Genomic DNA, 26,013 nt, shown 5'->3' on the forward strand with positions numbered 1-26,013 from the left:
GTGACAGGGGAACCGAGGTGACGACGATCGCAATCTTCATCTGTACAGCCAGTTTCTGGCTGCTGCTCTACATCTTCGCCGGCTACCCGCTGATCATGTGGCTGTGGGGCAAGCTGGCCCAACGCCCCGTGCGCAAGCAACCCATCCTGCCCACGGTATCCATCGTGATCGTGGTGCGCGACGGCGTGCGGCATATCCGGGCCAAGCTGAAGAACCTGCGCGCGCTCGACTATCCGCCGGAATACATCGAGATCATCGTGGCCTGCGACGGCTGCAAGGACCGCACCGCTGCACTCGTCCGCCATGCCCATGATGCCCGCGTGCGAGTCCTGGAATTCCCCGTGTCGCGGGGCAAGGCCCTATGCCTCAACGATGCCGTGTCCACGGCACGCGGCGAAGTGCTGCTGATGACCGACGTGCAGCACAAGCTCTCGCCACTCGCCCTGCGCGAACTGGTGAGCAATCTCGGCGATCCCAGGGTGGGCGCGGTCAGCGGCAGCCTGGAGCTGGAGAACGTCAGTAGCACCTTTGCGCGAGGGGTGAGCGCCTATTGGCACTACGAGAAATTCATCCGCCACGCGGAAAGCCGTTGCGGATCGTCCATCGGCGTATGCGCGGCGCTGTATGCCGTGCGCAGCGAGCTGTTCAAGCCGCTGCCGCCGGACACCCTGCTGGACGACGTGCTGATACCGATGGATGTCGCCGCCTCCGGCCGCCGGGTGGTGTTCGAACCGCGTGCCGTGGTCTGGGGCGAAACCGCTCAACTGCCGTTGGACGAGCAGCCACGCCGGATGCGCGCCATGGTGGGCTGCTTCCAGCTCGCCGATGTCGCGCCATGGCTGCTTTCACCGGCACGCAATCCGCTGTGGTTCCAGTTCGTAAGCCACAAGCTGCTGCGCCTGCTGGCGCCGTGGCTGCTCCTCTCGCTCCTGCTTTCGACGGCCTATCTCGCACGTCACCACATGGCGTATGGCGCTCTGCTGGTGGTTCTGCTGTTGTGTATGGGCCTGGTGCCGATTGAGCGGGCCCGTCCGCATGCCGGACGCTGGCTGCCCGTGCAACTGGTGGTCGCCTTCTTCTATCTCAATCTATACGCCGCGCAGGCCTCCATCGCCTACGCGCGGAGCCGGGGGGAACATTTATGGTGAGCCCAACTTCGAACGAAGCGCGCACCGTCGGCATCCGCGAGCGCCTCGGTGAGCTCTGCTACAACACTGGCCTGCTGAGTCCGCTGCAGAAGATGCGCGCCTTGTGGCAGAAGGACCTGCGCATTCTCGCCTATCACCGCGTGATGCCGGTGCCCGATCCGGATCAGTACGAGTTCGACATGGAGCTGATCAGCACCACGCCGGAGGAATTCCGCGAGCAGATGCAGCTGGTCAAGGAACGCTATCGGCCCATGCGCCTAACCGATGTGGCCGCCGCGATCCAGGCCGGTGATGCGCTGCCGCCGGACGCCGTGGTGATCACCTTCGACGACGGCTACGACGACAACTACCGCATCGTCTACCCCATCCTCAAGGAGTTGGGCGTCCCCGCGACCTTCTTCATCTCGACCGGCCACATCGACAGCGGCCGGCCGTACGCCTATGACTGGCTCGTCCACATGATCCTGTTGGCGAAGACAGATCGGTTGACCTTGCCGGAACTGGGCATGGACGTACCCATGCCGGCGACGCGCGCCGAACGCCGCGAACTCGCCGGCAACGTGCTCGACCATATGAAAGAGATCAGCGCGATCGAACAGGCGGCCATGATCCGTCGCCTCGAACGCGAGTGGCAGATGCCGTCCGACCATGCCTATCCCGCCGACTGCCGCCCGATGAACTGGGACCAGCTGCGTGAAATGCGCGCGGCAGGTCTGGAAATCGGCTCGCATGGCGTCAATCACTGGATGCTGTCCAAGCTTCCGCGCGAGGAGCTCGAACGCGAAGTGTTCGACTCGCGCAACGCGCTGCTGCGCGAACTGGGGCCGATGTCTTTGCTGATGTCCTACCCGGTGGGCAGCAACCGCGCGTTCGACCAGCAGGTGATCGAAGTGACCCGCGACGCGGGTTTCGACCTGGCCTGCAGCTATATCAGCGGCACCAACCTGCAGCCGGCGGCCAATCGTTACTCGCTCAATCGCATCGCGGTGGAGCGCTACTACGGCAAGGCGTGGTTCGCCGCGTTGCTCACCTTGCCCGGCCTTATCGGCTACCCGACACCCGCTCATCTGGCCACGACCGACGAATCATGTTCCCACTGATCCTCTTCTACGTCGTACTCACCATCGTCCGACCGCAGGAATACATTCCCGCGTTGATCGGCCTGCCGGTGCTGCCGGTGGTGTTGGTGTTGGCGTTTGCCGCGTGGCTGGCGTCCGGACTGCGCACGGCGCGTGCACCGCAGTACGGGATTCTGCTGGCCTTCTTCGTGGTGTTGATGGTATCGGAGGTCGCCAACGGCTGGCTCGGCGGGGTGAAGGAAGAGATGGGCAAGTTCGGCCCCATCGTGCTGACTTTTTTCATGATTGCAGCGGCATGCACTACCCAGCGTCGCATCCTTATCCTGATGGCGGTGATGGTGTTGTGCTCTACCTTGCTCGCGCTGCACAGCATCGGCCAGGCCCACAGCGGCGTCGGCTGGACCGGCATCCCCATCGGCGAGGATGGGCGCGTCCAGTACGTGGGCATTTTCAACGACCCCAATGACCTGGGCATGCTGTTCGTTTCCGTGTTCCCCATGGCCAGCCTGCTGTACAAGCGCGCCGGCTTCATCGGCAAACTGTGCTGGCTGGCCTGCATTCTCACGCTGCTGTACGGCGTCTACCTGACCAATTCCCGCGGCGCCATGCTTGGCGTGCTGGTCGTGATCGGTGCGTATATCTGGTATCGCCGCGGCCTCGTGGTTGCCGGGGTCCTCGGCGCGCTGGGCCTGGCGGCGATGAAGATGTTGTCCTCGCGCATGCAGGAACTCGATGCCGGCGAAGAATCCGCCAACGGCCGCGTGGACGCGTGGTACGAAGGTCTGCAGATGTTCAAGGACCACCCGATCTTCGGCGTGGGTCCGGGCAATTTCACCGACTACAACCATCTCACCGCGCACAACTCGTTCGTGCTGGTGCTGGCGGAAACCGGGTTCGTGGGCTACCTGCTGTGGCTGGCCTTGATCGGCTACAGCTTCTGGATGATGGCGGCCGTACTGCGCCTGAAGCCGGACGCCGCCGCCGAGCCCGAGCGATACGCGGCATGGAGCGCTGAACGGCCGATGGCGCTGACCCTGCTGCTTTCGCTGTGCGGCATGTTCGTATGCGCGTTCTTCCTCAGCCGCAGCTACATGATCGTGCTGTACGTGGTGCTGGCCATCGTCACCGGTTTCTATCTCGGCGCCCGTCAACGCGTCGAAGGCCTGCCCGCCTTCAGCATGAGCGAAAGCGGCGTGCGCTGGATTCCAGCCGCGGTCGGCAGCATCGCTGGCCTGTTCGTCCTGGTGAGCATCCTGCTGAGGACGACGGGATGACTACTACACGTTCGATGTCCAAGCACGGATCGATGGAGTGTTCGCCATGAGTGGTTGGTACGAGCAGGCTTTCCGCCGCGTGCTCTATCCTGCGTATGAGAGCGGCCTTCGCCGCCGCAGCACGCTGTCCTGGCTGGCGTCTTACGAACGCGATCAGTGGTACTCGCCCGAGGCGATTGCCGAACTGCAGTTCCGGCGACTGAAGACGCTGATCGAACATTGCCATCGCGAGGTTCCCTACTACCGGCAGCGTTGGCGCGAACTCGGCATCCAGCCGGACGACATCCGCAATCTGCAGGACTATGCGCGCCTGCCGGTACTGACCAAGGCCGATATCCGCGAGAATTTCAAAGACCTGCAGGCCTCTTCCTGGAGTGGCCGGCTGCTGTTCAAGCGCACTGGCGGCTCCACCGGCGAACCGCTGGAGCTGGGCTACACACGCGAGAGCTACGACAGGCGCATCGCCGTCATGTGGCGCGGCTACGGTTGGGCCGGTTCGCGACCGGGACGTCGCACCATGTATTTGTGGGCGGGCGCGGTCGGTACGCCGGGGCGCGCGCATCAGCTCAAGGACAATATCTACAACGCGGTGTTTGCCCGGCGCGTACTCAACAGTTTCGAGATGACGGAATCCAATCTGGCCTCCTATGCCGATGCGATCGACCAATACCGGCCGTCAATCCTGGTGGGCTATGTCAATCCGCTGGCACAGCTGGCCCAATGGATGGTCGAGACGGGGCGCAAGGTGCATCGTCCCGACGCGGTGATCGGCGCTGCCGAAGCGCTGCATCCGCACCAGCGCGAGACGATACGGCAGGCCTTTGGCAGCCCTGTCTTCAACACTTACGGCTGCCGCGAATTCATGCTGATCGCCTCCGAATGCGGCCATCACCATGGCCTGCACGTGAATGCCGATCACCTGGTGGTGGAGCTGCTTGATGGCGACGGCCAGCCAGCCGCGCACGGCCCGGGCGAAGTGGCCATCACCGACCTTTCCAACTACGGCATGCCGTTCATTCGTTACGTCAACGGCGATCTGGCCACGGCGTCGGGTGTGCGCAGTTGCCCCTGCGGTCGCGGGCTGCCGCTGCTTGAGCGCGTCGACGGACGGGTGCTGGACGCGATTCGCACGCCGGACGGGCGCATCCTTCCCGGCGAGTTCTTTCCGCATATGCTCAAGGACGTGCCGGGCCTGTCGCGCTTCCAGCTGGTGCAGCGGCAACTGGACCGGCTGGAACTTTCCATTGTGCGCAGCGGGGAGTTCAACGATGCCTCGCTCGCCTATATCCAGCGCGAGACTGCCAAGGTGCTGGGCGACAGCGTGGTGCTGGATTACCGTTTCGTCGATGACATTCCTTTGACCCGCAGTGGCAAGCGTCGCGTGACATTGTCGGAACTGGCATGAATATCACGCACGTGGTTGAAAACCTCAATCGCGGCGGCCTCGAGCGCATGGTGCTCGACCTGGTCCAGTTGCAGCAGCGGCAAGGCCATCAGTGCCAGGTGGTATGCCTGTACGACACCGGAGCGCTCGCGCACGAGCTCGATGCGGCGGGCATACCCGTGGTGGCCTGCCGCAAGGGACGCGGCATTGATCTGCGCGCGCTTGCCCGCGCCCGCTGGGCGATCGATCGCCACGATACCGATGTTTTGCACACGCATAACGCGGTGGCGCACTACCAGGCCGTTCTCGCCTCTTGCGGTCTCGATGTGCTGCGCATACTCAATACGCGCCACGGCATGGGCGCGGGCCAGCGTACCGGCCGCAAGGAGTGGCTTTATCGCCGGGCGCTCGCGCGCACCGACGTGGTGGTCACCGTCTGCGAAGCCGCGCGACGCAGCGGCGTCTCGCGCGGCATGTTGCCCAAGGCGATGACGCGCGTGGTGCCCAATGGCATCGCTGTTGATCGCTTCACTCCCGCATCGCGCGCCATGCGGCAGCACGTGCTTCACCTTCTTGGCCTGGACGACAGCGCCTTTCTTATCGGCAACGTCGGCCGGCTGAACTGGACCAAGGACCAGACCGGGCTGATACGCGCCTTCCGGCAGGTGCACGAGCAGTATCCGCACGCCGCGCTGCTGCTGATCGGCGACGGCGAACTGCGCGCCCAGCTCCAGGCGTGCGCAGCGGCGGAAGGCGTTCGCGACGCCGTGCATTTTCTCGGCGATCGCAACGACGTGCGCGACCTGTTGCAGGGGCTGGACCTGTTCGTGCTGTCCTCGGCCAGCGAAGGTTATTCCATGGCGCTGCTGGAGGCCTGCGCAGTAGCGCTGCCCATCGTTGCCACCGATGTCGGCGGCAACGGCGAGATCATCCAGAGCGGTCGCACGGGCCAACTGGTGCCTCCCGGTGACGCCGACGCACTGTCCGAGGCCATCCTGCTGCTGTTGCGCGAGCCGCATCGCGCCGCCGCGTACGGACGGGCGGCACGCAGCTGGGTCGAGCAGTACGGATCGCTGGAAGCCATGTCCGAGCGCTACGAGCGCCTGTACCAGGCCGTGGAGTACACGGCGTGAGCCTGAAGATACTCGTACTGACCAACTTGTTTCCCTCGCCGTGGGACCCGTTGCGCAGTCCGTTCAACCGGCAACAGTTCGAACGGCTTGGCCAACATCATGACGTGGACGTGATCACGGCCGTGGACTTTCGCGAGCGCTTCGGCCGCAAACGCCAGCCGTTTCGCGTGAACCACGTCAACAGTGAGCAGTTCGTGTTCTTCTATCCGCCGGTGATCGGCCGCCCGCTGCATGCCGCATGCTGGCTGGCCTCGCTGCTGGCGCAGAAATGGCGACGCCTGCGTCGCGTCCCTTACGACTGCATGTTGCTGAGCTGGGCCTATCCGGATGCGGCGGCGGCGAGCTGGGTGGCTCGGCATCTGGGCATTCCCTATGTGGTCAAGGTGCACGGCACGGATCTCAACGTGAAGGCCGAGCAAGGCTTGATCCGCCCGCAGATCCGCCAGGCCTTGCGCGGTGCGCAGGCCGTCGTGGCAGTAAGCCAGGCGCTGGCGGACAAGGCGATTGCGCTGGGTGTGGATCCGTCCCGGGTGCACGTGCTGTACAACGGCGTCGAACCCAATCTGTTTACGCCCGGCTCACTCAGTGATGCGCGCAGCAGGTTGTCGCTGCCGCAGGACGAACGCATTTTGCTCTACGTGGGCAACCTCAAGGACAGCAAGGGCTGCCTCGACTTGCTCGAGGCATTTCCACGCGTACTGGCCATGCATCCGGACGCGAACCTGATGTTCGTCGGCTCCGGCCCGAGTCGCGAGCCGCTACTGCAGCGCGCCGCCGCCCTGGGTTGCCAGGAGCGCGTGCGCCTCGTCGGCGCTGTCGAGCACGACGCACTCGGCGACTGGTTCCGCGCCGCCGACCTGCTGTGCCTGCCCAGCCATAACGAAGGCGTGCCCAACGTCGTGCTCGAAGCGATGGCCTGCGGCACACCCGTGGTCGCCACCCGCGTCGGCGGCATCCCCGAAGTATTGCCGGAGCACGCGGGCATGCTGGTGGATGTGCATGATCGGATTGGTCTGGAGGGAGCGCTGGTGGATGCGCTTGGAAAAGCCTGGGACACGCCTCTTATCGCTGCCCATGCGAGTCGATTTCGCTGGGATGAGAACGTCCAGCAATTGGGTGGCATTCTTGAAGCGGCGGCGATGAGTCGTACGGGAGAGGTGAAGTATTCGGCGTCGTGAGTGCCTCGGTGTTTTACCGCCGCGCTTTCGCCAGCTCGCTCGCCTGTCTTGGGCATCCGTCATCTCGCCGGATGCCGGGTCACCTTCCCTCGCTTCAACGCCCAGCCTTGCCGAGCTGATGTTTTTGTAGGAGCGCACTTGTGCGCGACCAGCCTACGGAGCGGTACACCCAAGCGCTGCGGTCGCGCACAAGGTGCGCTCCTACAAGGATCTCGCAGGCCCGTACCGGTCGGCTCTTTGTGGGAGCGCACCCTGTGCGCGACAAACCTACGGAGCGATACACCGCAGCGTGGCTGTCGCGCACAGGGTGCGCTCCCACAGACAAGCGGGCGTGGCAGAAGGAAGGAACGATGCCTAAGCCGATGCGCAGCGAGGCCCGGCTTTAAGTCCTCAGCGATTCGGGCGCGTTGCGCAGCGCTTTGAAGTACCCGCTGTGTACCCTCGGAGGTTGTCCCATCAGACGCACCTCGAGCGTTCGGGCTTATCCCAACACGATGCTGCGGGCGTTATCAGGCCATTCTCTTTGGGTTACTTTCGACGCGAAGCTAGTCCCGAGGGATCTCTTGGGCCAGCAAGAGAAAAGTGACTCGAGCGGCGGCAGCCGTTCGAAACGCCCGCCGCGTCCCACTGGGACTAGCTTCGCGTCGCAGGCGGCACCCTGGCGATATCCCTGCAACCCAGAACCGAAGCTCTCGATGATCAGCCCCGCTGTTGAAGAGCGCTTCCCGCCTGCACTGGAATAACAGGCGAATGTTGAATGCGCCACACGCCCCCAGCCGCTACTTATCCGACACCTGCGCCAACTCCTCCCCCACCACCTCATCCCCAAACATCACATCCAGCCCTCTGCGCAAACCCACCCGCGGCTCCCAACCCAACACCTCCCGCGCCGCCCGCTGATCAAAATTTGCCAATGGTCGCAACGACCTCACCCGATAGCGCGTGAGCGGCACATTCCGATGCAACAATTTACCGAGGCCTTCCACACCCACCGCCAGCATGAGCAACAAACCGGTCGGCCAGCGCATAAGCCGCAGTCCCTTGCCGCGCTTGCGACGCACGCGATCGAGATATTCGCCCTGTGTCACGTTCGCCGGATCGACCACATGAATCACCTGCCCCTGCGCCGCCGTCACATGCGCCGCGAGCAACAACGCATCCACCACATCGTCCACATAGACGAGCGGCAGCGTCTGCGACGGCGAACCAACCGCAATCCATCGACCGGCGATGGCCAGGGTTCCGTTGGGCGTGGTGTTTTCCGATCCCGGCCCCACGATCTGGCCGGGGCGAATGATTACGGCAGGAAGACCGTGATCGCGCATGGCCTCGCGAACCAGCGTCTCAGCCGCCAACTTCGTCTGCGTGTAACTACCGCGCCAATCGGGATGGGGTTCAAGCGTCGATCCTTCATGGATCGCCACGGCGGGATCGCGCCCCGCGTGGTCGAGCACGCTCATCGAACTGACGTACACGAGCTTTTGCGTCGCGTGCTTCACGCAGGCGCTGACGATATTGCGGGTACCCCACACCGTGCCGGCCTCAAAATCGCGCGGGCCACCACCCATCGCTGCACCCACGTGATAGACCGTGCGTACGCCCTGCACCGCATGTTCCACGATGTGCGGATCGCCCAGGTCGCCCACCACCACCTGCTCGGCCAACGCCGCAAGTCGCGGGTCCGGCCGGCGTACCAGGACGCGCACGCGCTGGCCGTTGCGCCGGAGCGCACTCAGCAGGTTGCGCCCAAGAAAGCCTGACGCCCCCGTCACCAGGGCATCGACCGGTTCGAGCGCGACATATCGCGCTTCCAGCTCCTGCCTGCGCTCGTCATCGGCGCGGCGGCATGCCGCTTCCATCAGGGCAATGGGGCGACGGCCGTCCTCCGCGCTCACCGGCGGCGCCTTGCCATCACGCAATGCCTGGGCGAATGCCTGGGCGCCCGCCTGGATGCCAGGCGATGGCCGCAGCCGACCGGTGGCAAAACGAAGCACATTCCACGGTATGCGGAACACATCGCGCACCGCGCCAAAAAACGCGCCCATGACGATGCCGATGAATTTCGGTCCCGGCAACACGCGGCGAACGTGACACACCTGCAGGAAGCGATCGATCTCGATCACGCCGCCGGTGCCCTGCACCACGATGCGGTTGATCATCGGGCGGATATTCCATGAGAGCATGATGCGGCCGGTACCGGCCGCGCCCTCTGCCGTGGCCTGCCACTCATCGAACTTCAGCGTGGTGGATCTGCCAGTGGAGCGATATCGGATATCGGGTTGCGCAAGCTCGCCGAGAAAAGCTTCCAGTGTGTACAAGCCATGCACGCCCAGATCGCGGAACGGATAAGAACCCTGCGCCACCATCCCTGGCAGCGGGCCGCCACCATAGGGCGGATAATCGGAGCTGCGCCATACGTCCACCGCCACCAGCTCGCCGCATGCGCCGGCGTCAACCAGCGCCTTGGCACGCATCACCATCGGGTCGAACAGGTCCGAGTGATCGACCGAGAGCACCAAGCCCTTTTCGCGCGCCTTGGCGATCATGGCGTCGCACTCGGCCACCGAATCGGCCATCGGCTTCTCCACGAAGACATGGCAACCCATGTCGAGCGCGCGCAAGGTCAACGGGCAATGACTGGACGGTGGCGTCAGCACATAGATGGCATGCGGGCGAGTTTCGCCGAGCTCGGCAAGATCAGAAAACACCCGCTCGATGCCGAACGCCTGGGCAAGCTTGCGCGCAGCGTCCACATCGAGATCGCAGATGCCGACGATCTGGACATAGTCCAGTCGCTGCAGCGCCTCGATGTGATAGCGCGCCACGTAGCCCGCGCCCACAATGCCGATGCGCAGACGGTTGTCGACAGAAAAATTCATCCAGGCACCCGACGGTCGGCCAATGTCATATCCGCCGTGGCCAGCGACGTGGCGACCTCACGCAGCACGTCCTCCACACGGCGATCCCAGGTTTGATCAGCCACCGAGGCCATGCGCTCGGCAGCGCCCTTCTGCGGTCCATCGGCCAGGACCTGGTCGAGACCGGCCAGAAAATCCTCATGGCCTTCAGCGATGCGCACCACGGACGCAAATCGCGCAATCTCAGGATTGCTCACTGCAACGATGGGCTTGCCGGTGGCGAGATATTCGCGCAGCTTCAGCGGATTGGCATTTTCCACCTGGCGATTGCGCCGATACGGAATGATCGCAGCGTCGAACGCCTTGGCCCATCCGGGCAAGCTGCCATACGGCTGCGCGCCGGCGAGCACTACGTTCGGCAGTGCCTCCAGTTCGGGCACCTTGATCGCGGCATAGCCCACCAGCAGGAAGGTCCATTGCGGCCGTGAACTTGCCAGCCAGGCGATCAGCTCCACGTCGATCCATTCGTGGATCGAACCGAAATAACCCACGACGGGGCCCTTCAGTTCGCGTGCCAGGGCAGGAACCTCCGTCGCCGGGTCGGCTGCGCGTGCAAACAGCTTGGTGTCCACGCCGTGCGGGGAGTAGCGCGTTTGAGGGTTCTGCGCCTGCTTGATTGCCAGCAAGGCAGGAGGTGCCACGAAGACGATGTCCGCGCGCTGGGTTAGCGCCAGGTCGCTGGCAGCGATCACTTCGGCGTCTACGCCAGGGTGAGCGGCATAGTCGTCGATGCAGTAATAGACACAGAAGTTTTCGCCCAGGCGTCGCGCGAGAAAGCCCGGATGAGGCGTCACGAACCATGAGATGCGACGCCTTGTGCCAAGCACACGCATGGCGCGTCGCAGCGCCCACTGGCTGAACAGGCGGTTGAACAAGGGCACGCCGGGAATGCGCCGGAACGGCAGCTGCGGAACCGTGCAATGCCAGAAATTGGTGTCCACGCGTTGCGGCGACCGAAAGGCTTCGCGCAGTTTTCGAAATGCCCGGCGCAGGTCGCGTCCGCTGGCCTGCGGCGCGCGCATGCCCGGGGAATCCACGTATAGCACCGGCATGTGCGCGGCCAGACGCGTGGCAACGTGATGGCTGCTGGTACGGTTTTCCGCCCACCAGTCGTTGCCGAAATAGACCACGCCGTAGTGCTCTAGCATGCCAGCTCCCGCGCGAGGGCCGGGCGTACATCCATCATGACCTGTCCCCTGTCCAGGTTGATCACCCCAAGTGAAGAGCGGCGCATCGAAGGTGAACGCCGCCGGGTAGGCACGGACACCTGCTCCGCCCACTGTTCGACACAAGCAGCCTAACCCAATGCCGATGACCCTCCCATCCGTCGAATTGCCAAGGCAACCGGAGCGAAAAGCCTTGTTTCCAGCCATTTCCACGCAATCACGCGTGGTCGAACCGTGGCCTATCGGCCGTTCGCCATAGCCTGTCGGTGGCATGCCCCATTGACTATGTGCCCGATGGATATCAAAGCCCATTGGCGACAAAGTGGAGCCTGGCAGGACGGCGCCCGATGGCAGCCCAGGCCGCTGATCGACGCCCTTGCGGCGCTCGCCCATTCACATCCTTTCCGTGCGAACTGTCGTCATGACGCTCCGACCGAAAAAGATGCAATTGCTGCAATGGATACCGCATGCCGTGGTATTCACGCGCGCGCCTGGCGCCGACAAGGCCCTCTATCTCACCTTTGACGATGGCCCCAATCCCGACCACACGCCGGCCCTGCTGGAACTGCTGCGCAGGCATGGCGTCAAGGCTACGTTCTTCCTGATCGGGCGCGAAGCGGAACGCTATCCGCAACTGGTGGAGCGCATCGTCGAAGAAGGACATGCGCTGGGCAACCACTCCTATAGCCACCCGATGTTCGACGCGCTGACCCACACCGAGCAATGGGTGGAAGTGGAGCGCACGGACCAGGTGCTGTCCCATTTCGACGGGCTCATTCATCACGGCTTTCGTCCACCGCGTGGCGTATTCTCGCTCTTGCTGACGCTGCGCTTTGCCCTCAGCAAGCGCAAGCTCGCCTACTGGTCATACGACACGCTCGACTATCAAGGCCGCGAGCCGGAAGAACTCGCCGCACGCCTGCGTGCACAACCGCCGCGCGCAGGTGACGTCATGTTGATGCATGACGACAGCGACTGCTCGCGCCGCATGCTGGAACAGCTGCTGCCCGAATGGGAGCAACACGGTTTCACCTTTCGCGCGCTGCCTGCATGACGCTGGGCAGCGCACCATGCGGAACGCGCCTGCCATGGCGCGGCGACCGCTGACAGGGGATGTGAGATGAGCCTAGCACTGGGCCTGGCGTTGCTGATCTTGGCGGTGCTCGCCGCCGTCTTCTGCATCGTGGCGTGGATGGCCATACGTTCGCGCAACATGCAGGTGTGGCTGGGCAGCTATCTGCGCCGCCGGCCGCGACCCGCCGTGACTGGGCCAACCCACGTCATGTTCTGCTTCGTGGATCACTACGAACCGGCCTGGGGTCGTGTGGATCTGGACACCCAGCGCGCCCGCGTCGACCGCTGGCACAGCGGCTATCCGGCCATGGCGTCGCGCCATCGCGACGCCGATGGACGCCCGCCCCAGCACACTTTCTTCTATCCCGAAGAAGAGTACCTGCCCGAACACCTGGACAAGATCGCCGAACTCTGCGCCAACGGCTATGGCGAGATCGAAATTCACCTGCACCATGACAACGACACGCCGGAAAACTTCTGCGCCACCATCTCGCGCTTCAACGAGCTGCTGCATGCGAGGCACGGGGCGCTGTCGCGTGATCCACACACGGGCCAGCTGCGCTTTGGTTTTATCCATGGCAACTGGTCGCTGGACAACTCACGCGCGGACGGTCGCTGGTGCGGTCTCAACAATGAGCTGATCCTGTTGCGCGAACTGGGCTGCTACGCCGATTTCACCCTGCCCTCCGCGCCCAGCGAAACCCAGACGCGCGCCATCAATTCGATCTACTACGCCACCGATGATCCCTGCCGACCGAAATCCCACAACACCGGGATGCCGGTGCGTGTCGACGGCACGCCCACGGGCGACCTGATGATCGTGCAAGGCCCGCTGGGGCTGGACTGGAAGCGCCGCCGCAAGCTGATCATGCCGCGCATCGAGAACGCCGATGTGCGCCACAGCTGCCCGCCGACGCCCGAACGTGTCGATGCCTGGGTGCGCACGGGCATTCACGTGGAGGGACGCCCGGAATGGATCTTCATCAAGATCCACACGCATGGCACCCAGGAACGTGACATGGAGACGCTGCTCGGCGCCCCCATGCACGCCATGCACGAGCATCTGGAGTCGGCGTACAACGATGGGCAGCGCTACGTGCTGCACTACGTCACCTCGCGCGAGATGTACAACATCATCAAGGCCGCCGAGGCAGGCATGCAAGGCAACCCGGCGCGCTACCGCGATTTTGAACTACCCCCGCCACCGGGCGTCACCCGGTGGACATCCCCGGCGTCATCGCCCGATCAGCGCGCCACCGCAGCGATGGTCGACGTTCCCGGCATGGAGTAACCACGATGCATTGGCGAGCCAAAGGCGTGCTGCAGAAAGTGCTGGGACATGTGCCTGGCGGCGAGCGCGCGCATTACGAGCTGCAGCGCCGGTTCGGCGGCCTGCGCGGCTTCACCCGCGAATTCGACATCAAGATGGATGATTGGCGCCTGATGGCCGGCCACCTGCGCGAAGCCGGTGTTCCCATTGCCGGCGCGCGGCTGTTCGAAATCGGCAGCGGCTGGTATCCCACCTTCCCGTTTGCCTGCTATCTCGGCGGGGCAAGACAAGTGATCACGGTCGACCTGAACCGGCATATCAAGCTGGATCTGGTCAGGGAATGCGCCAGCCATCTGGCCCGCCACACCGCCTTGATCGCCGAAGCCTGCGATGTGCCCGAGCACGTTGTTCAACAGCGTCAGCAGATTCTGGTGGCGCGCCTGGAGCTGAGCGATGACGTGACTGCAGCCACCAACGGCGTAGTGGTCTACGAGGCGCCGGCGGATGCCTCGCGTACGAGCCTCGGCTCACAGCAGCTCGACTGCGTCTTCTCCAACAGCGTGCTGGAGCACGTCGCTCCCGAGGCAGTGGATGGCATCTTCCGCGAAGCCCTGCGCATCCTGGCGCCCGGCGGCATCATGTTCCATTCGGTGAACTGCGGCGATCACTATGCTTATGTCGACCGCAAGATCAACCAGCTCAACTATCTGAAGTATTCCGATAGCCAATGGCGCCGCTGGGACAACGCCTTCCTCTACCAGAACCGCATGCGCGCGCACGAGTTCGTCGACCGGGCCAAGGCGGTGGGTTTCGACATCGTGCTCAACACCGAGTGCGCGCGTGAAACGCGCCTCGCCCAGTTGGCGGCCATGCAGGTCCACGCCCAGTTCGCGCACATTCCACCGGAGCGTCTTTGCGTGACCTCGATTGACTTCATTGGCCGCAAGCACGCGGCAGAAGCACGTCCATGAGCAGCACCCTGGTCAGCGTGGTGATGCCCGCTTACAACGCGCAGAACTATATACGCGGCGCGGTTGCCTCGGTGCTGTCGCAGACCTATGCCTCATGGGAGCTGGTCGTCGTGGACGACTGCTCCACCGACGAGACGCCCGCGCTGCTCGACTCGCTCGCCGAAGTAGACGATCGCGTTCGCGTGATCCACGCCAGGGAAAACGCAGGCGTGGCAGCGGCACGCAACGTCGCCATTGCAGCGGCGCGCGGCAGCCATATCGCATTTCTTGACAGCGACGACGGCTGGCATCCGCGCAAGCTGGAGTGGCAGATGGAGCATATGGAGGAGACGCGTGCACGCGTGTCATTCACGGCTTATGACCGCGTCACCGAACAAGGCCACCTGCTCTCCTGCGTCAGGCCACCCGCCACCGTCAGCTACGAGCAGATGCTGCGCAGCAACCATATCGGCAACCTTACCGGCCTCTACGACCGCAGCCTGGGCGACGCGGCATTTCGCAAGGTAGGTCACGAGGACTACGTGTTCTGGCTGGAGATGGTGCGCCGCGCCGGCTCCGCTTCATGCGTCCCCGGCGACCAGCCCCTCGCCTATTACTGCGTGCGCGACGGCTCCGTCTCCGCCGACAAATGGCGCGCCGCCTGCTGGCAGTGGCGCATCTACCGTGACATCGCCCACCTCAGCTGGCTCTCCTCATCCCAATATATGTGCCACTACGCGTGGCAGGCGATGAGGAAAAGGATGGCGTGACGGCCGCCGATGCACGACATCGGAAACGCCGCCGCGCCCTCACCCCATGGCCAAAATCCCCTTGTAGGAGCGCACTCGTGCGCGACCACCTGACGGAGCGGTACACCCCAGCGCCGCGGTCGCGCACAAGTGCGCTCCTACAATGGGGACGCAGGTCTGTGGATGGCGGATCAATCGTGCCGGTCGGCTTTTTGTGGGAGCGCACCCTGTGCGCGACCATCCTACGGAGCGGCACACCCCTGCGCCACGGTCGCGCACAAGTGCGCTCCTACAAGGGAGGACGCAGGTCTGTGGATGGCGGATCAATCTTGCCGGTCGGCTTTTTGTGGGAGCGCACCCTGTGCGCGACAAACCTACGGAGCGGTACACCCCAGCGCCGCGGTCGCGCACAAGTGCGCTCCTACAAGGGAGGACGCAGGTCTGTGGATGGCGGATCAATCTTGCCGGTCGGCTCTTCTGTGGGAGCGCACCCTGTGCGCGACAATCCTACGGAGCGGTACACCCCAGCGTGGCTGTCGCCCACAGGGTGCGCTCCCACAGACAAGCGCCAGGCGCGGCACCAACTGCCATGCGCGGCTAAGGCCGAAGCGCAGCGAGGCCCGGCTTTAAGTCCTCAGCGATTCGGGCGCGTTGCGCAGCGCTTGGAAGTATCCCTGTGTACCCTCGGAGGTTGTCCCACAACAGCGCACCTCAAGCGTTCGGGCTTATCCCAACACGATGCTGCGGGCGTTATCAGGCCATTCTCTTTGGGTTACTTTCGACGCGAAGCTAGTCCCGTGGGATCTTTTGGGCCAGCAAGAGAAAAGTGACTCGAGCGGCGGCAGCCGTTCGAAACGCCCGCCGCGCAGGCGGCACGCTGGCGATATCGCCACAATCGAGTGAAAAGTCACCGGATCTCCGTCTTCACAGGAATGACGAACTGAAAATCGGCCGCACAGCGATGACGAGCTAAAACTCTACGGCGCCCTAGGCACCGGCCCCTGCAACATCCCCAACACCCTCTTCGCCACCCGCCCCACCGGCCCCAACTTATCCGTAATCATCCCCATCAACCGGAAATCCTCTTCACTCCAGTAACGCACCAGGAAACTGGAAGGCAAGAACACCGCGACAAACGTCACCGCCCCCGTGATGAAGGCAAAGTGCCCCGGCGTCACCGCCGCCACCAACCATCCCGCTCCCGTGGCCACCAACCCCACGACAAACAGCTTCAGCATCGGTGCGATCGGCAACCCGGCACTGGCCACACGCCGGATATAAAACGTGCAGATCGCCAGCTCAGCCAGACGCGTGCCGGCATAGCAAAGCACCGCGCCCAGCAGACCAAAGTGCGGAATCAGGCTGAACCCAAGGATCACGTTGATGATCAACGCCGACCCGGAGATGCGCAGACGGTCCCCCTGCCGATCCGTCACCACCTGGAAGGCGGCGATGCTGTTGGTGATCAGCAACAGCCCCGCCAATACCAGGGTGACCTCGATCGCAGGAATCGCATCGATGTACTTGTTGCCGTACATCAGCGTCACCAACCCCGGCGTGGTGACAAAACCCAGCCCCGCAATCATCAGACCGGTGGCCCAATAGAATCGCGTCGCCTCCGACAGCACGCGGGTTGCGTGCGATTGCCCACTCTGGCCAAAGGCGCGCGCCATGTAGGGCAGCAGTGTCGAGGTAAGTCCCACTGAGAACAGCTCCACCGCGCCGCGCGTCAAGGTGCCCGCAATGGCGAAGAAGCCCACCGCCGTGGAATTGGCATAGGTGTTGAGCAGAAAGACTTCGATCGTGTTGGTCTTCAGCGCAATCAACAGGATCAGCACCGCGGTAAGCCGCAAGTGGCGCGTCAGGCGCTTGGACATTTCATCGGGCACGTCGCCCGGGCCAAACGGCAGGCAGTAATGGCGATACGCCATGCGGTTGATCAGGTTCAGCGTCAGGCAGGAGACCGCAAAGATCCCGACGAAGGCGAGCAGGCCTGCGTGGAACCAGGTGGCAAGCCCCACCAGGGCCAGCATGATGACGCCCGAGATCACCGTGGCGATGGACACCGGCTCGAAATGCTCCTGCCCTTTCGATATGGCCACCAGCAGGCTGTAATTGGCCTTGGCCACCACGCCGATAGCCACGAGTACCGTGATCGGCAAGATGAAGCCCGCCCATTCCTGCGGGCGGATGATCGCGACACCGGCGAAAAACAGCGCAATCACAACCGCGCAACTCCACATCTGATTGCGCATCAGGCGATAGGAGATATGCGAGGCGACCTCGGGCAGCTCCGCACCGTAGGCCTCGGCGATGAATTTGGTCGAAGAAGTCGTCAATGCGTGATTGCTGCAAGTCATCAACCAGCCGCACAGCCACACCGTGAACGCATAGCGGCCAAAGTCCGCCGGCCCCAGCGCGCGCGCAATCCACACGCTGATGAACAGGCCCAGCGCGTATTCCACATAGGTGGAAGCCGACACCAGCGCCATGCTGCGAAGTGCTGCCATACGACGATTCATCTAAACCTGCCCCTGCTGATACCTTGCCATTCGTCCCATCCAAGCCCTAGGGCGTTGTGTGCGCCGCCAGCGGCGAGTTCGATCCGCTGCCCGGCGGCTGCTGCAGCAACCACATCGCCACGCCACTGCCGCGGTTGTTCCAGTTGAAGCGACGCACCGTCTCGCCAATCTGCGCGCACTCGGTGTTGTAGGAGGAGGCCAGTGCGTCGAGACGACGCTTCAGCGCATCGCTTTGCGCCGGATCGCGCTCGAAGTAATAGGCTGCCGCCACCGGCATCACCAGCTCGACGTTGTGCGAGTCGCTGTACCAGCCGTCGGAATCCTCGATCTCGGCCAGCTTGCTGCGACTGGCGCCCGAGGATGCCCAGTACCAGGCGATCTGCCCTTTCTCACCGGAGCACGGATTGCGCCACTCGTGACCCTGCACGATGGTGTTCACGTCGATCCAGCCGTAGCGCTCCAGGTAACGCCCAAAGGCCGTGATCATGTCCGGGATGCGGTGGTCGCCCGTGACCAGCCAGGTGTGCCAGAGGCCGTCGATGATGTTCTCGCTCATCCACGGCGAGGACCCGCGCACATCGTGTTGCGGGTTCCAGGAATCGTCTTCGTGCAGGTTCCAGCTGTTGCGCCACGAGCCGTCGACGCCGAGTTTGTCCGGGTTGCTGCGCTGATGGTCATAGAGCCAGCTCACGCGTTCGCGCGCATGGGCGAGATAGCGCGTCTCGCCAGTCAGTTCATAGGCGTTGATGGTGGCCAGCAGGCCCAGCCCCGCCAGGCGCTCGGTGAAGCGCTCGCCCGGATTCGTATACGGTCCCGGCGTGCCGCTCCAGCCGCCGTGTTGCCACAGGATGACCATCTTGTCGACGGTCTCCCTATCGTGTTCGCTATCGTCGCCGGTGAGCGCCAGAGCCAGCAGGATGGGCTCGACGTAGACGTATTTCACGTCGCACGGCTCCTTACCCATGGTCCAGCCGCCCGCGCAGAACGGACTGAACGGCATGCCATCCCGCTTGATGTACTTCATGTAGAAGTGATAGCTCTGATCGGCGGCTTGCAGGTAATCAAAGCGGCCCGTTCGCACATAGGCCTTGAACAACGTGCTGGGGCGATCGAACAGCCACGCGGTGTGATCGTCGGCCGGCAGCTTCTTCGCCCAATCGAATTGGGTGGACACGTAGTTGGCGTAGGCCTCGCCCTTGGTGGCAGGCGTCTGCGGGCCGGCAATCAGCGACGCACAAAGCCACGCCGGTTCCAGTGTTGCGAGAGCGGCAGCCACACGCACGCCTTGCCCATCCGTCACCAGTTCCTGCGCATACGGCCAGCCGGGCGCGTCGCGGGTACGCGGCTTGCCGATCGAGAAATAATAGGTGCCCTCACCCTTGGTTAGTTGGGCATGAAACTGGGCGCGTACCGCCCGAATGCTGCGATCGCGCGCATACCAGAGCAGGGTCGCGTCCACGTGCGATGGCACTTCGTTGCCCGCCGCATCGAGTATGCGCAGCTGCTGCACATCGCGTAGCGTCGATGGCGGAAAAGGAATGCCTACGGAGACTCGAACCTCTGGCCCTTCGCCCACGTTCTGATGCACCACGATGCGTTGCACAGCTGCACTATCGGCAGGTGCTGCAACAGCGGGCGCTTCAGTAGTCTTGGTGGGCGCGCCATGCGACTTGTGCGTATGCCCCGCCGACCAGCATGTCATCGGCAGCAGCAGGGCGAGCCACACTAATGAAGTTGCACCGCGCCTACGTCCCCCTATCGGGCGGGAAACCAACGCGGGCGCGCTTCCCGTCATCACGCCACCGACGACAATGGCGCAGGCTTGCTTACCAGCTTGCGTTCCCACAACAGGGCTGTGCGCACGATGAAATCGAGATCGTCGTATTGCGGCTGCCAGTCGAGCACTTGCTTGAGCCGGTCGCTGCACGCGATGAGCATGCCAAGGTCGCCGGCGCGTCGCGGCAGCTCGACGATATTGAGCGGGTGCCCGTCGACCCGCGCCACGGAATCGAGCACTTCGCGCACGCTGTATCCATGGCCATAACCGCAGTTGAGCTTGAGCGAATCACCACCTTCGCGAAGATAGTCCAGCGCACGCAGATGAGCCGTGGCTAGGTCTTCCACATGGATGTAGTCGCGAATGCCGGTGCCGTCGGGCGTGTCGTAGTCCGTGCCGTAGATGGCGAGCGATGCACGCTTGCCCACCGCATGCTCGCACGCCGCCTTGATCAGCAAGGTCGCCGATGGCGCCGAATGACCGATGCGCCCCTTGGGATCGCAACCGGCCACATTGAAGTAACGCAGGATCACATGACGCATCTGCCCAGTCGCGCAGTGGTCGCAGAGCATCATCTCCGACATCAGCTTGGAGCGACCATACGGATTGGCGGGCTGGGTCGGCGTGTCTTCATCGGCGACGCCATGCTCGGTCAGGCCGTACACGGCTGCCGTGGACGAGAAAATGAACTTGTCGACACCCGAATCCGCACAGGCCGCCAGCAGGTTGCGCGTATTGCAGGTGTTGTTGCCGTAGTACTTGAGCGGATCGCTCACCGATTCGGGCACAACGGTGTGAGCCGCAAAGTGCAGCACGGCATCGATGCCGTGATGCTGCAGCACCGAGGCCACCAGCGCGGTATCGCCCACATTGCCCACCACCAGCTCGGCACCCTGCACGGCCTCGCGATAACCCGAGCTCAGGTTGTCGATCACCACCACATGCTCGCCACGTGACGTCAGCTGCTGGACGACATGACTCCCGATATAGCCGGCGCCGCCGGTGACGAGTACTTTGTGCATGATCACGTGCCTGGTCGTGTGACGGGGAAATGGCGACCCATCCACTGCGCGACGTGCTCGAGCAGCTGCTGGCGGTCACCGCTGAGTACGTAGGTGTGGTCCGCTTGCTTGAAATAATTGACGCTCACGCCCGGGTGATCGGCCAGCCGGCCAAAACACTCGCGGAACTGGCGGACGTGGTTGAAGTAACGCGCCACGCCGCCGCTGTAGATGAAATCGAGCTTGATTCCACGCTGGAGCATGTCGGCGAGCTGCGCGCGCACGACCCTCGGCGGCAACGGCTCGACCACGAAGGCCGGCTCGGCGGGACGCTGCGCCACTGCCACGCCACGACGCGCCAATCGCTGGCGCCACACCGACAGGCTCAACAGGCGCGGCAGGTAATGACGCACGCGCTGCCCCAGCGTGCGATGTCCATAGCCATCGAGGAAAAACGCACCTGCCACGCGTTCGTCGGCAAACGCCGTCGAATGCGCGTTCTGCGCGCCGGAACAAAGTCCGAACAATACAAAGCGCGTGCACCCCGACTGCTGCTTCAGCAGTTCCATCGCGTCGCGTACATCGGCAACCACCTGTTCGGGACGCGACAGGCGCTGCCCGCTGGCGCCGCTGTCACCGATGGTGGACAGATCAAAACGCAGCGTGGGGTAACCCAAGGCATTGAGTCGCCGCGCCAGCTCCACATGGAGGCGGAACGGCCCCACGCGATGCACCATGCCGGCATTGAGAAAAATCACGCCAACGCCCTGGTCGATCAGCGCGGGCAAACCGACCACGCCAACCAGATGCCTGGCGCCACCAAAGCGGAAGGCCTGCTCGTGCATCAGGCCATCTCCTTCAGGTGGCGCTTGGCCGCCTCCAGCAAAGGATGTGAAAGTATCGCCAGCTCAAGGCTGTCGACATCGTCCCAGCGCGGCGAAACCTCGACCGCGGTGCACTTACCGGCATAACGCTCATCCAGTTGCGACGCGTCATCGGATACGGATGAGGCAAGCCAGGCCGAGGCAATGCCCGGGTCCAGCAAGCGCAGATCCATCAGTTGCCCGCGCAGGCGATCGCTGGTCTCAAAGCCCGGCCATTGCGTACTGACGTCGAGCTCCGGTCGCGCATATTCGAATCGGTTCAGATCGACCTTCAGGGATTCCTGCATGTGGTCGTACTGACGTACCAGGGCTGCGCCATCGGTAATCACGTCCCACGCAACGACGCCGTCCAGTCGCGCCGCCTGCGCCGCCGCGAGCGCCGCATTGGCGCCAAGACGCGCGCCAAACGCCAGCACACGCCCGCCGCCGTGGCGCATGCGCAGCTCTGTGGCGGCTGTCACCACGTCAGCGAGGCAACGCGTCCATTCAAAGGCGCGGCTCTCACCCGCCGAATCGCCGGTCCCGAAGTAATCGAAGCGCAATACCGGAAATCCTGCCTCGGCCAAGCCATGGGCCAACTGGCGGTACAGCCGGTGGCAGCGGATCTGCTCCACGCCAAACGGCGGACATAGCAACACCGCCGCGCGCATGCCTGCGGCGGGATGATAGAAGCCGAACAGCTCCCTTCCGGGGCCGAAGTAAAACGGCAGTTCGGCTTCGATGCGCGCTTTCATCGGTGATAAACCAGCGACACGAGAAATTCGTTCTCGTGGTAGCTCTGCTGGACGGCCGTGCTGTTGCGCAACTGGCGGGTATAGGCAGCGCGCCAGCTCCAGCGCTGAGTGAACTGGTGGCTCAGCGCAAGACCGAAACGCGTGCTCTTGTCGGTACGGATGATGTTGGTGTAATCGAGATGCTGGTAGTTGCCGAACGCCGACAGAAACAACGTGGGCCGCAGTTTGTACTCCACGCTGATGGCTCCGCTCTTCTCTTTCTGATTGAACTCGGTGTCATTCAAATAGGTCAGTTTTCGATAGAGAGGCTGCACGGTGATGGACAAGCGATCGCCGCGATAGCTGTAGGTGCCCTCGATGCTTTGGTCCAGGTACACCTCCGAGTCCACCACCATCGTGCCGGTGTTGATGCCGCCGCGGGTCGGGTCGTTGATCAGATCCAGCGGGTTGGTCGGCACATTGGTCATGCTGTCGACGATGGTCTGGCCCGGCTGCAACAGCATGTCCTGGGCCGCATCGGAGTACTCGTAGCGGCCAGTAAGGCTGAAGCTGTTGTCCACGCTCGGCCGCCAGCCCACGGTGACGTTGGCCAAGGGCTTGGACGCGCTGGGAGCATGGGTGAAGTCGATGTATGCCCACCCCAGCGACGCATCCACGTCAAAATCGCGCAGCGTGTGCACGTAGTGCGCATAGAACTCGTTGCGGGTGTAGTCGGGGCCGGCGTCGTTGTTCTTCAGATCGACGCGCTGTGACTCCACGTTCAACGACACCTGGGTCGTGGGATTCACGTCGCGAATCACGCGGAACGCGCCCAGCCCGCGCGACGAATCGAAATCGTCCACCTTCGAGGCATAGCTGTTGAGATACTTCAGCTCAGCCTGGCCGCGAGTGGACCCGTTGAACTGGAAATGCAGGATCGGGCCCAACGACAGCACGTTGGTCTGCTGTTCGTTATTGGGCGAATTGCTGGCCAGCGTGTCGACCGGCTGGACGCCCGCATCGTCCTCGATGGAAAAATCCAGTCGCTGCGGTATCACCGACCAGTTGGCCTGCGCGCCCAACGTGCCCAGCACCTGGCTGTCGAAATTCTTGTTGCTGTAATCGAGGTATTCCACCGTACCGACTACGTTCGCCTGGAGCGTGGAACCCACCTGCCGATAGGCAAAGTTGACGCCGGGAACGAACACATTGGTGCTTTGGGGGTTCTCCGTGGACAGGGCGATGTTGTCGCTGTGTTCCACGCTGCCGAACACCGAATACGCGAAGTCGCCTGCCCATGAGGTGCCAGGCACAACGACGAGCGCGATCATGGTGGCGCGGGCGAGCCTGTTGTAAGCCGGCATATCCATTCCTCTGACCGTTACCCCTTGAGGCGTCGTCCCACCCTGTGGCGGCGCCTTCTTCCCTATCCTTCATTCCTGTTGGTCTAGGGCGCTTGGTTGAACACCACTCCTGCGAGCTTGCTCGGCTCAAAATGACTGAGCGCCTGGCTGATCGCCCCAGGCGTGTCCTTCCCGTAGCCAGCCACCACCACCACGAAGTCGGCCAGGTCGGCGAGGATTCGCGCGTCCGGCGCGCCCTTGATGGAGGGACCGTCAAGGAAGATGTAGCGGTCGGCATAGCGCGAGCGCAGCGAATCGATCACCGCACGCATGCGATGGGAGGTGAAGTATTCGCTGCTGCTTTCACGCGACTTGCCCGCCGGTATGAGGCGCAGGTGCGGTACGCCGGTGTGATAGATGATCGACTCGATGCCGATCGCCGGATGATCCATCAGGTCGATCAGTCCACCGCGCGCAGGCTCGATGCCCATGACCTTGTGCTGGTTCGGATAACGCACGTTGCAGTCGATCAGCAAACTGGTCTTGGCTTCATCGAACGCAAAGGCGGCGGCGAGATTGCGCGCCACGAAGCTGCTTCCCGAACGCGGGCTCACCGCCACCACCAGGGTTGTGAAGTTGTGGTGTCCGCCCATCGCGAGCAGGCGCGTACGGATCTCGCGGAAGGCATCGGACTGCTGGCGCACCGATTCTTCGCGATGAATCATCCGCCGCTGCTCGAGCTGGATCGGCGCCAGCGCGCCGCCCTCCTCGTGCATGCGTGCAATGGACTGGCTTGAGGTCTTGCGCAACTCGAGGTTGTGCGCCGCCGCTTCCAACACTTCGCTGATACGTTCGGACATGTTGTCGTCTTCGATATTCTTCATGGTCATCCCTTCAGCCGTATCCAGACGGCAATGAGATAGACAGCGCCCACCCCGATCACGATCAGGCCGAGGATCATGTTGCGCATGCGATCGCGACGGCGATCACCCGGCGTGGGATAGAACGGAATCGTCGCGAGCACCGGCGCACCGATAGCCTGCTCCAGCTGCCACACCGAGCGCACGCGCGGGTCGAACCACACCAGAGCCACCAGCAGGCCAAGCGGCAAGACCAGCGACAAACCCATGCCCGCCAATCCGAAATGCATGAAGCGCAGGCCCGATGGCGACAGCGGCATCACGGCGGGGTTCTGCACCAGGAAGGTCAGGCCACGCTGTTCGGCATCCAGATTCATCGACACGCGGGCGTTCTCGCGGCGCTTGAGCAAGTCCTGGTAGACGTCGCGGTTGACGTTGTAGTCGCGGGTCAATTCGGCCGTGACGTTCTCGGAGTTGGCGATACGCGCGCTGCGTTGCAACTCGGTTTGCAGCATCGCCTCGCTCGCTCCCATGCGTGCGGCAGCTGCCGCACTTGCTGCGCGAGCCGAAGACAGCTGCGTTTTGATCTGCTGATAAGCCGGGTTGAACGAGACGTTGCTGTCCAAGGCAGTGGGCGTACCCGCCAACTGGGCTGCGTGCTGGCGCTGGTCGGAAGCGGCCAGCTGCCGCTTCAGGTCTTCCATCTGATGACGGATGCGCACGACATCGGGATAGGAATCGGTATACGTCAACAGCAGCTTGTTGAGCTGCGCCTGCAGCTCGCCCAGCTGCGCCTGCAGCAGGCCATCCGCCGTCTGCACCGTATTCACCTCGGATTCGCCGTTGAGCTGCGACGCCAACGAGCCTTCCTGCGAGCGACGCTCCATCATGTCCATGCGCGCGGATTCGATCTGCGTACGCAACTGGCTGATGCGTGCCGCGGTATCCGCTTCGCTACCCGGCCGTGCGTCGGCGTTGGCATCGCGGTACGCCTTCAGCTTGTCCTCCGCGTCGGTCAGCTTGGCGCGATAGGCCTCGACCTGGCTGTTGATGAACTCGTAGGCCTCGCGGCTCTCGCGCTGCTTCGATGCCAGGCTTTCGCTGATGAACAGCTGTGCGAAGGCATGCGCCACGTCGAAGGTGCGCTTGGCGTTGCTGTCGCTATAGGCAATGGTGATCAGGTTGTCGTGCGAAATCTGCACCTGGGTGCGCGACTTGATGCCTTCGGCGATGCGGTCCTGTTCCACCGGCGACGGATGGGTGGCCATCCAGCCACCAGCTTCGAGGATCTTGGCCATCACCTTGCGGCTGAAGATCACGTCGCGCGCCATGCTGGCGCGATTCTGGTTAGCCGTCGGTGCAGCAGCACCCGCCATCAAGGGCGTGATGATGCTGCTCTCCTGCGCAAGAATCGTCGTCGAAGCGACGTACTTGCGCGGCCACAACATGCCGGCAGTCAATGCAGCCAGCGCAATCAAGGCAAACGCGATGCCCAACATGAGACGGCGGCGACGTGCCTCATTGATCAATGCCGGCACAAGGCTTGCCATCGGCCTGAGTTCTCCACTCATGGCGACGTCCTCCCTTTCC

20 protein-coding genes are annotated in these 26,013 nt (G+C 63.5%); 10 read left to right on the forward strand and 10 right to left on the reverse strand.

Annotated elements, in window-relative coordinates:
• Positions 1-17: 17 nt before the first annotated feature.
• The 6 genes from AB4Y82_RS09655 to AB4Y82_RS09680 are packed head-to-tail and all read left to right on the forward strand — an operon-like array spanning position 18 to position 7,196.
• The gene (locus AB4Y82_RS09655) at positions 18-1,148 is read left to right on the forward strand and encodes a glycosyltransferase family 2 protein (protein ID WP_441603191.1); all 1,131 of its coding nucleotides are present in this window, start codon (positions 18-20) and stop codon (positions 1,146-1,148) included.
• Entirely contained in the window at positions 1,142-2,248 is a 1,107-nt protein-coding gene (locus AB4Y82_RS09660; protein WP_441603190.1) for a polysaccharide deacetylase family protein, read from the forward strand. The genes AB4Y82_RS09655 and AB4Y82_RS09660 overlap by 7 nt, the downstream gene beginning before the upstream one ends.
• Positions 2,236-3,501 carry an O-antigen ligase family protein gene (locus AB4Y82_RS09665; protein ID WP_441603189.1) on the forward strand — a complete coding sequence of 422 codons (1,266 nt, stop codon included), beginning with the start codon at positions 2,236-2,238 and terminating at the stop codon, positions 3,499-3,501. Before AB4Y82_RS09660 ends, AB4Y82_RS09665 begins: the two co-directional genes overlap by 13 nt.
• A 46-nt stretch (positions 3,502-3,547) precedes the next feature.
• Positions 3,548-4,906: a phenylacetate--CoA ligase family protein gene (locus tag AB4Y82_RS09670; RefSeq protein WP_441603188.1), complete on the forward strand. Its 1,359-nt coding sequence runs from the start codon at positions 3,548-3,550 to the stop codon at positions 4,904-4,906.
• The gene (gene pelF, locus AB4Y82_RS09675) at positions 4,903-6,018 is read left to right on the forward strand and encodes a GT4 family glycosyltransferase PelF (RefSeq protein WP_441603187.1); all 1,116 of its coding nucleotides are present in this window, start codon (positions 4,903-4,905) and stop codon (positions 6,016-6,018) included. The genes AB4Y82_RS09670 and pelF overlap by 4 nt, the downstream gene beginning before the upstream one ends.
• On the forward strand, positions 6,015-7,196 hold the full coding sequence (locus AB4Y82_RS09680; RefSeq protein WP_441603186.1) for a glycosyltransferase family 4 protein: 1,182 nt from the start codon (positions 6,015-6,017) through the stop codon (positions 7,194-7,196). Before pelF ends, AB4Y82_RS09680 begins: the two co-directional genes overlap by 4 nt.
• Before the next feature lie 779 nt (positions 7,197-7,975).
• Here AB4Y82_RS09680 and AB4Y82_RS09685 read toward each other — a convergent pair.
• Positions 7,976-10,075 carry an NAD-dependent epimerase/dehydratase family protein gene (locus AB4Y82_RS09685; protein WP_441603185.1) on the reverse strand — a complete coding sequence of 700 codons (2,100 nt, stop codon included), beginning with the start codon at positions 10,073-10,075 and terminating at the stop codon, positions 7,976-7,978.
• A complete protein-coding gene (locus AB4Y82_RS09690) occupies positions 10,072-11,262 on the reverse strand; it encodes a glycosyltransferase (RefSeq protein WP_441603184.1) in 1,191 nt (396 codons plus the stop codon). Before AB4Y82_RS09690 ends, AB4Y82_RS09685 begins: the two co-directional genes overlap by 4 nt.
• A gap of 439 nt (positions 11,263-11,701) precedes the next feature.
• On the opposite strand from AB4Y82_RS09690, the gene AB4Y82_RS09695 reads away from it, so the two are divergent.
• The 4 genes from AB4Y82_RS09695 (at position 11,702) to AB4Y82_RS09710 (ending at position 15,344) form a co-directional block, all read left to right on the forward strand.
• Complete coding sequence (locus AB4Y82_RS09695; RefSeq protein ID WP_441603183.1) at positions 11,702-12,334, forward strand: polysaccharide deacetylase family protein; 633 nt, start codon at positions 11,702-11,704, stop codon at positions 12,332-12,334.
• 66 nt (positions 12,335-12,400) lie between these two features.
• Entirely contained in the window at positions 12,401-13,645 is a 1,245-nt protein-coding gene (locus AB4Y82_RS09700; RefSeq protein WP_441603182.1) for a hypothetical protein, read from the forward strand.
• A 5-nt stretch (positions 13,646-13,650) separates the two neighbouring features.
• Entirely contained in the window at positions 13,651-14,595 is a 945-nt protein-coding gene (locus tag AB4Y82_RS09705) for a methyltransferase domain-containing protein (protein ID WP_441603181.1), read from the forward strand.
• Positions 14,592-15,344, forward strand: a complete 753-nt coding sequence (locus AB4Y82_RS09710; RefSeq protein ID WP_441603180.1) for a glycosyltransferase family 2 protein — start codon at positions 14,592-14,594, stop codon at positions 15,342-15,344. Before AB4Y82_RS09705 ends, AB4Y82_RS09710 begins: the two co-directional genes overlap by 4 nt.
• A gap of 956 nt (positions 15,345-16,300) precedes the next feature.
• On the opposite strand, the gene AB4Y82_RS09715 is transcribed toward AB4Y82_RS09710, so the two are convergent.
• The 8 genes from AB4Y82_RS09715 to AB4Y82_RS09750 all read right to left on the reverse strand — a co-directional run bounded on the left by AB4Y82_RS09715 (position 16,301) and on the right by AB4Y82_RS09750 (position 25,994).
• On the reverse strand, positions 16,301-17,833 hold the full coding sequence (locus tag AB4Y82_RS09715; protein ID WP_441603179.1) for an oligosaccharide flippase family protein: 1,533 nt from the start codon (positions 17,831-17,833) through the stop codon (positions 16,301-16,303).
• Between the two features lie 58 nt (positions 17,834-17,891).
• Positions 17,892-19,571: a hypothetical protein gene (locus AB4Y82_RS09720; RefSeq protein ID WP_441603178.1), complete on the reverse strand. Its 1,680-nt coding sequence runs from the start codon at positions 19,569-19,571 to the stop codon at positions 17,892-17,894.
• A 68-nt stretch (positions 19,572-19,639) separates the two neighbouring features.
• A complete protein-coding gene (gene galE / locus AB4Y82_RS09725; protein ID WP_441603177.1) occupies positions 19,640-20,644 on the reverse strand; it encodes a UDP-glucose 4-epimerase GalE in 1,005 nt (334 codons plus the stop codon).
• Between the two features lie 2 nt (positions 20,645-20,646).
• Positions 20,647-21,468 (reverse strand): alpha/beta hydrolase, encoded by an 822-nt coding sequence (locus AB4Y82_RS09730; RefSeq protein ID WP_441603176.1) that lies wholly within the window; start codon positions 21,466-21,468, stop codon positions 20,647-20,649.
• Positions 21,468-22,241: a serine aminopeptidase domain-containing protein gene (locus AB4Y82_RS09735; RefSeq protein ID WP_441603175.1), complete on the reverse strand. Its 774-nt coding sequence runs from the start codon at positions 22,239-22,241 to the stop codon at positions 21,468-21,470. Before AB4Y82_RS09735 ends, AB4Y82_RS09730 begins: the two co-directional genes overlap by 1 nt.
• Positions 22,238-23,584 (reverse strand): outer membrane beta-barrel protein, encoded by a 1,347-nt coding sequence (locus AB4Y82_RS09740; RefSeq protein ID WP_441603174.1) that lies wholly within the window; start codon positions 23,582-23,584, stop codon positions 22,238-22,240. Before AB4Y82_RS09740 ends, AB4Y82_RS09735 begins: the two co-directional genes overlap by 4 nt.
• Before the next feature lie 83 nt (positions 23,585-23,667).
• Entirely contained in the window at positions 23,668-24,447 is a 780-nt protein-coding gene (locus tag AB4Y82_RS09745; RefSeq protein WP_441603173.1) for a polysaccharide biosynthesis protein, read from the reverse strand.
• Positions 24,448-24,449: 2 nt separating this feature from the next.
• Positions 24,450-25,994, reverse strand: a complete 1,545-nt coding sequence (locus AB4Y82_RS09750) for an XrtA system polysaccharide chain length determinant (RefSeq protein WP_441603172.1) — start codon at positions 25,992-25,994, stop codon at positions 24,450-24,452.
• Between the last annotated feature and the right edge of the window lie 19 nt (positions 25,995-26,013).

It is taken from the genome of Dyella sp. 2YAF14 (assembly GCF_052114725.1).
Lineage (GTDB): Bacteria > Pseudomonadota > Gammaproteobacteria > Xanthomonadales > Rhodanobacteraceae > Dyella.

Coding starts and splice junctions, on each gene's coding strand:
- AB4Y82_RS09660 (WP_441603190.1), top strand. CDS start 1,142: ATGGTGAGCCCAACTTCGAACGAAGCGCGCACCGTCGGCATCCGCGAG.
- AB4Y82_RS09665 (WP_441603189.1), top strand. CDS start 2,236: ATGTTCCCACTGATCCTCTTCTACGTCGTACTCACCATCGTCCGACCG.
- AB4Y82_RS09670 (WP_441603188.1), top strand. CDS start 3,548: ATGAGTGGTTGGTACGAGCAGGCTTTCCGCCGCGTGCTCTATCCTGCG.
- pelF (WP_441603187.1), top strand. CDS start 4,903: ATGAATATCACGCACGTGGTTGAAAACCTCAATCGCGGCGGCCTCGAG.
- AB4Y82_RS09685 (WP_441603185.1), bottom strand. CDS start 10,075: ATGAATTTTTCTGTCGACAACCGTCTGCGCATCGGCATTGTGGGCGCG.
- AB4Y82_RS09690 (WP_441603184.1), bottom strand. CDS start 11,262: ATGCTAGAGCACTACGGCGTGGTCTATTTCGGCAACGACTGGTGGGCG.
- AB4Y82_RS09695 (WP_441603183.1), top strand. CDS start 11,702: ATGACGCTCCGACCGAAAAAGATGCAATTGCTGCAATGGATACCGCAT.
- AB4Y82_RS09700 (WP_441603182.1), top strand. CDS start 12,401: ATGAGCCTAGCACTGGGCCTGGCGTTGCTGATCTTGGCGGTGCTCGCC.
- AB4Y82_RS09705 (WP_441603181.1), top strand. CDS start 13,651: ATGCATTGGCGAGCCAAAGGCGTGCTGCAGAAAGTGCTGGGACATGTG.
- AB4Y82_RS09710 (WP_441603180.1), top strand. CDS start 14,592: ATGAGCAGCACCCTGGTCAGCGTGGTGATGCCCGCTTACAACGCGCAG.
- AB4Y82_RS09715 (WP_441603179.1), bottom strand. CDS start 17,833: ATGGCAGCACTTCGCAGCATGGCGCTGGTGTCGGCTTCCACCTATGTG.
- galE (WP_441603177.1), bottom strand. CDS start 20,644: ATGCACAAAGTACTCGTCACCGGCGGCGCCGGCTATATCGGGAGTCAT.
- AB4Y82_RS09730 (WP_441603176.1), bottom strand. CDS start 21,468: ATGCACGAGCAGGCCTTCCGCTTTGGTGGCGCCAGGCATCTGGTTGGC.
- AB4Y82_RS09735 (WP_441603175.1), bottom strand. CDS start 22,241: ATGAAAGCGCGCATCGAAGCCGAACTGCCGTTTTACTTCGGCCCCGGA.
- AB4Y82_RS09740 (WP_441603174.1), bottom strand. CDS start 23,584: ATGCCGGCTTACAACAGGCTCGCCCGCGCCACCATGATCGCGCTCGTC.
- AB4Y82_RS09745 (WP_441603173.1), bottom strand. CDS start 24,447: ATGAAGAATATCGAAGACGACAACATGTCCGAACGTATCAGCGAAGTG.
- AB4Y82_RS09750 (WP_441603172.1), bottom strand. CDS start 25,994: ATGAGTGGAGAACTCAGGCCGATGGCAAGCCTTGTGCCGGCATTGATC.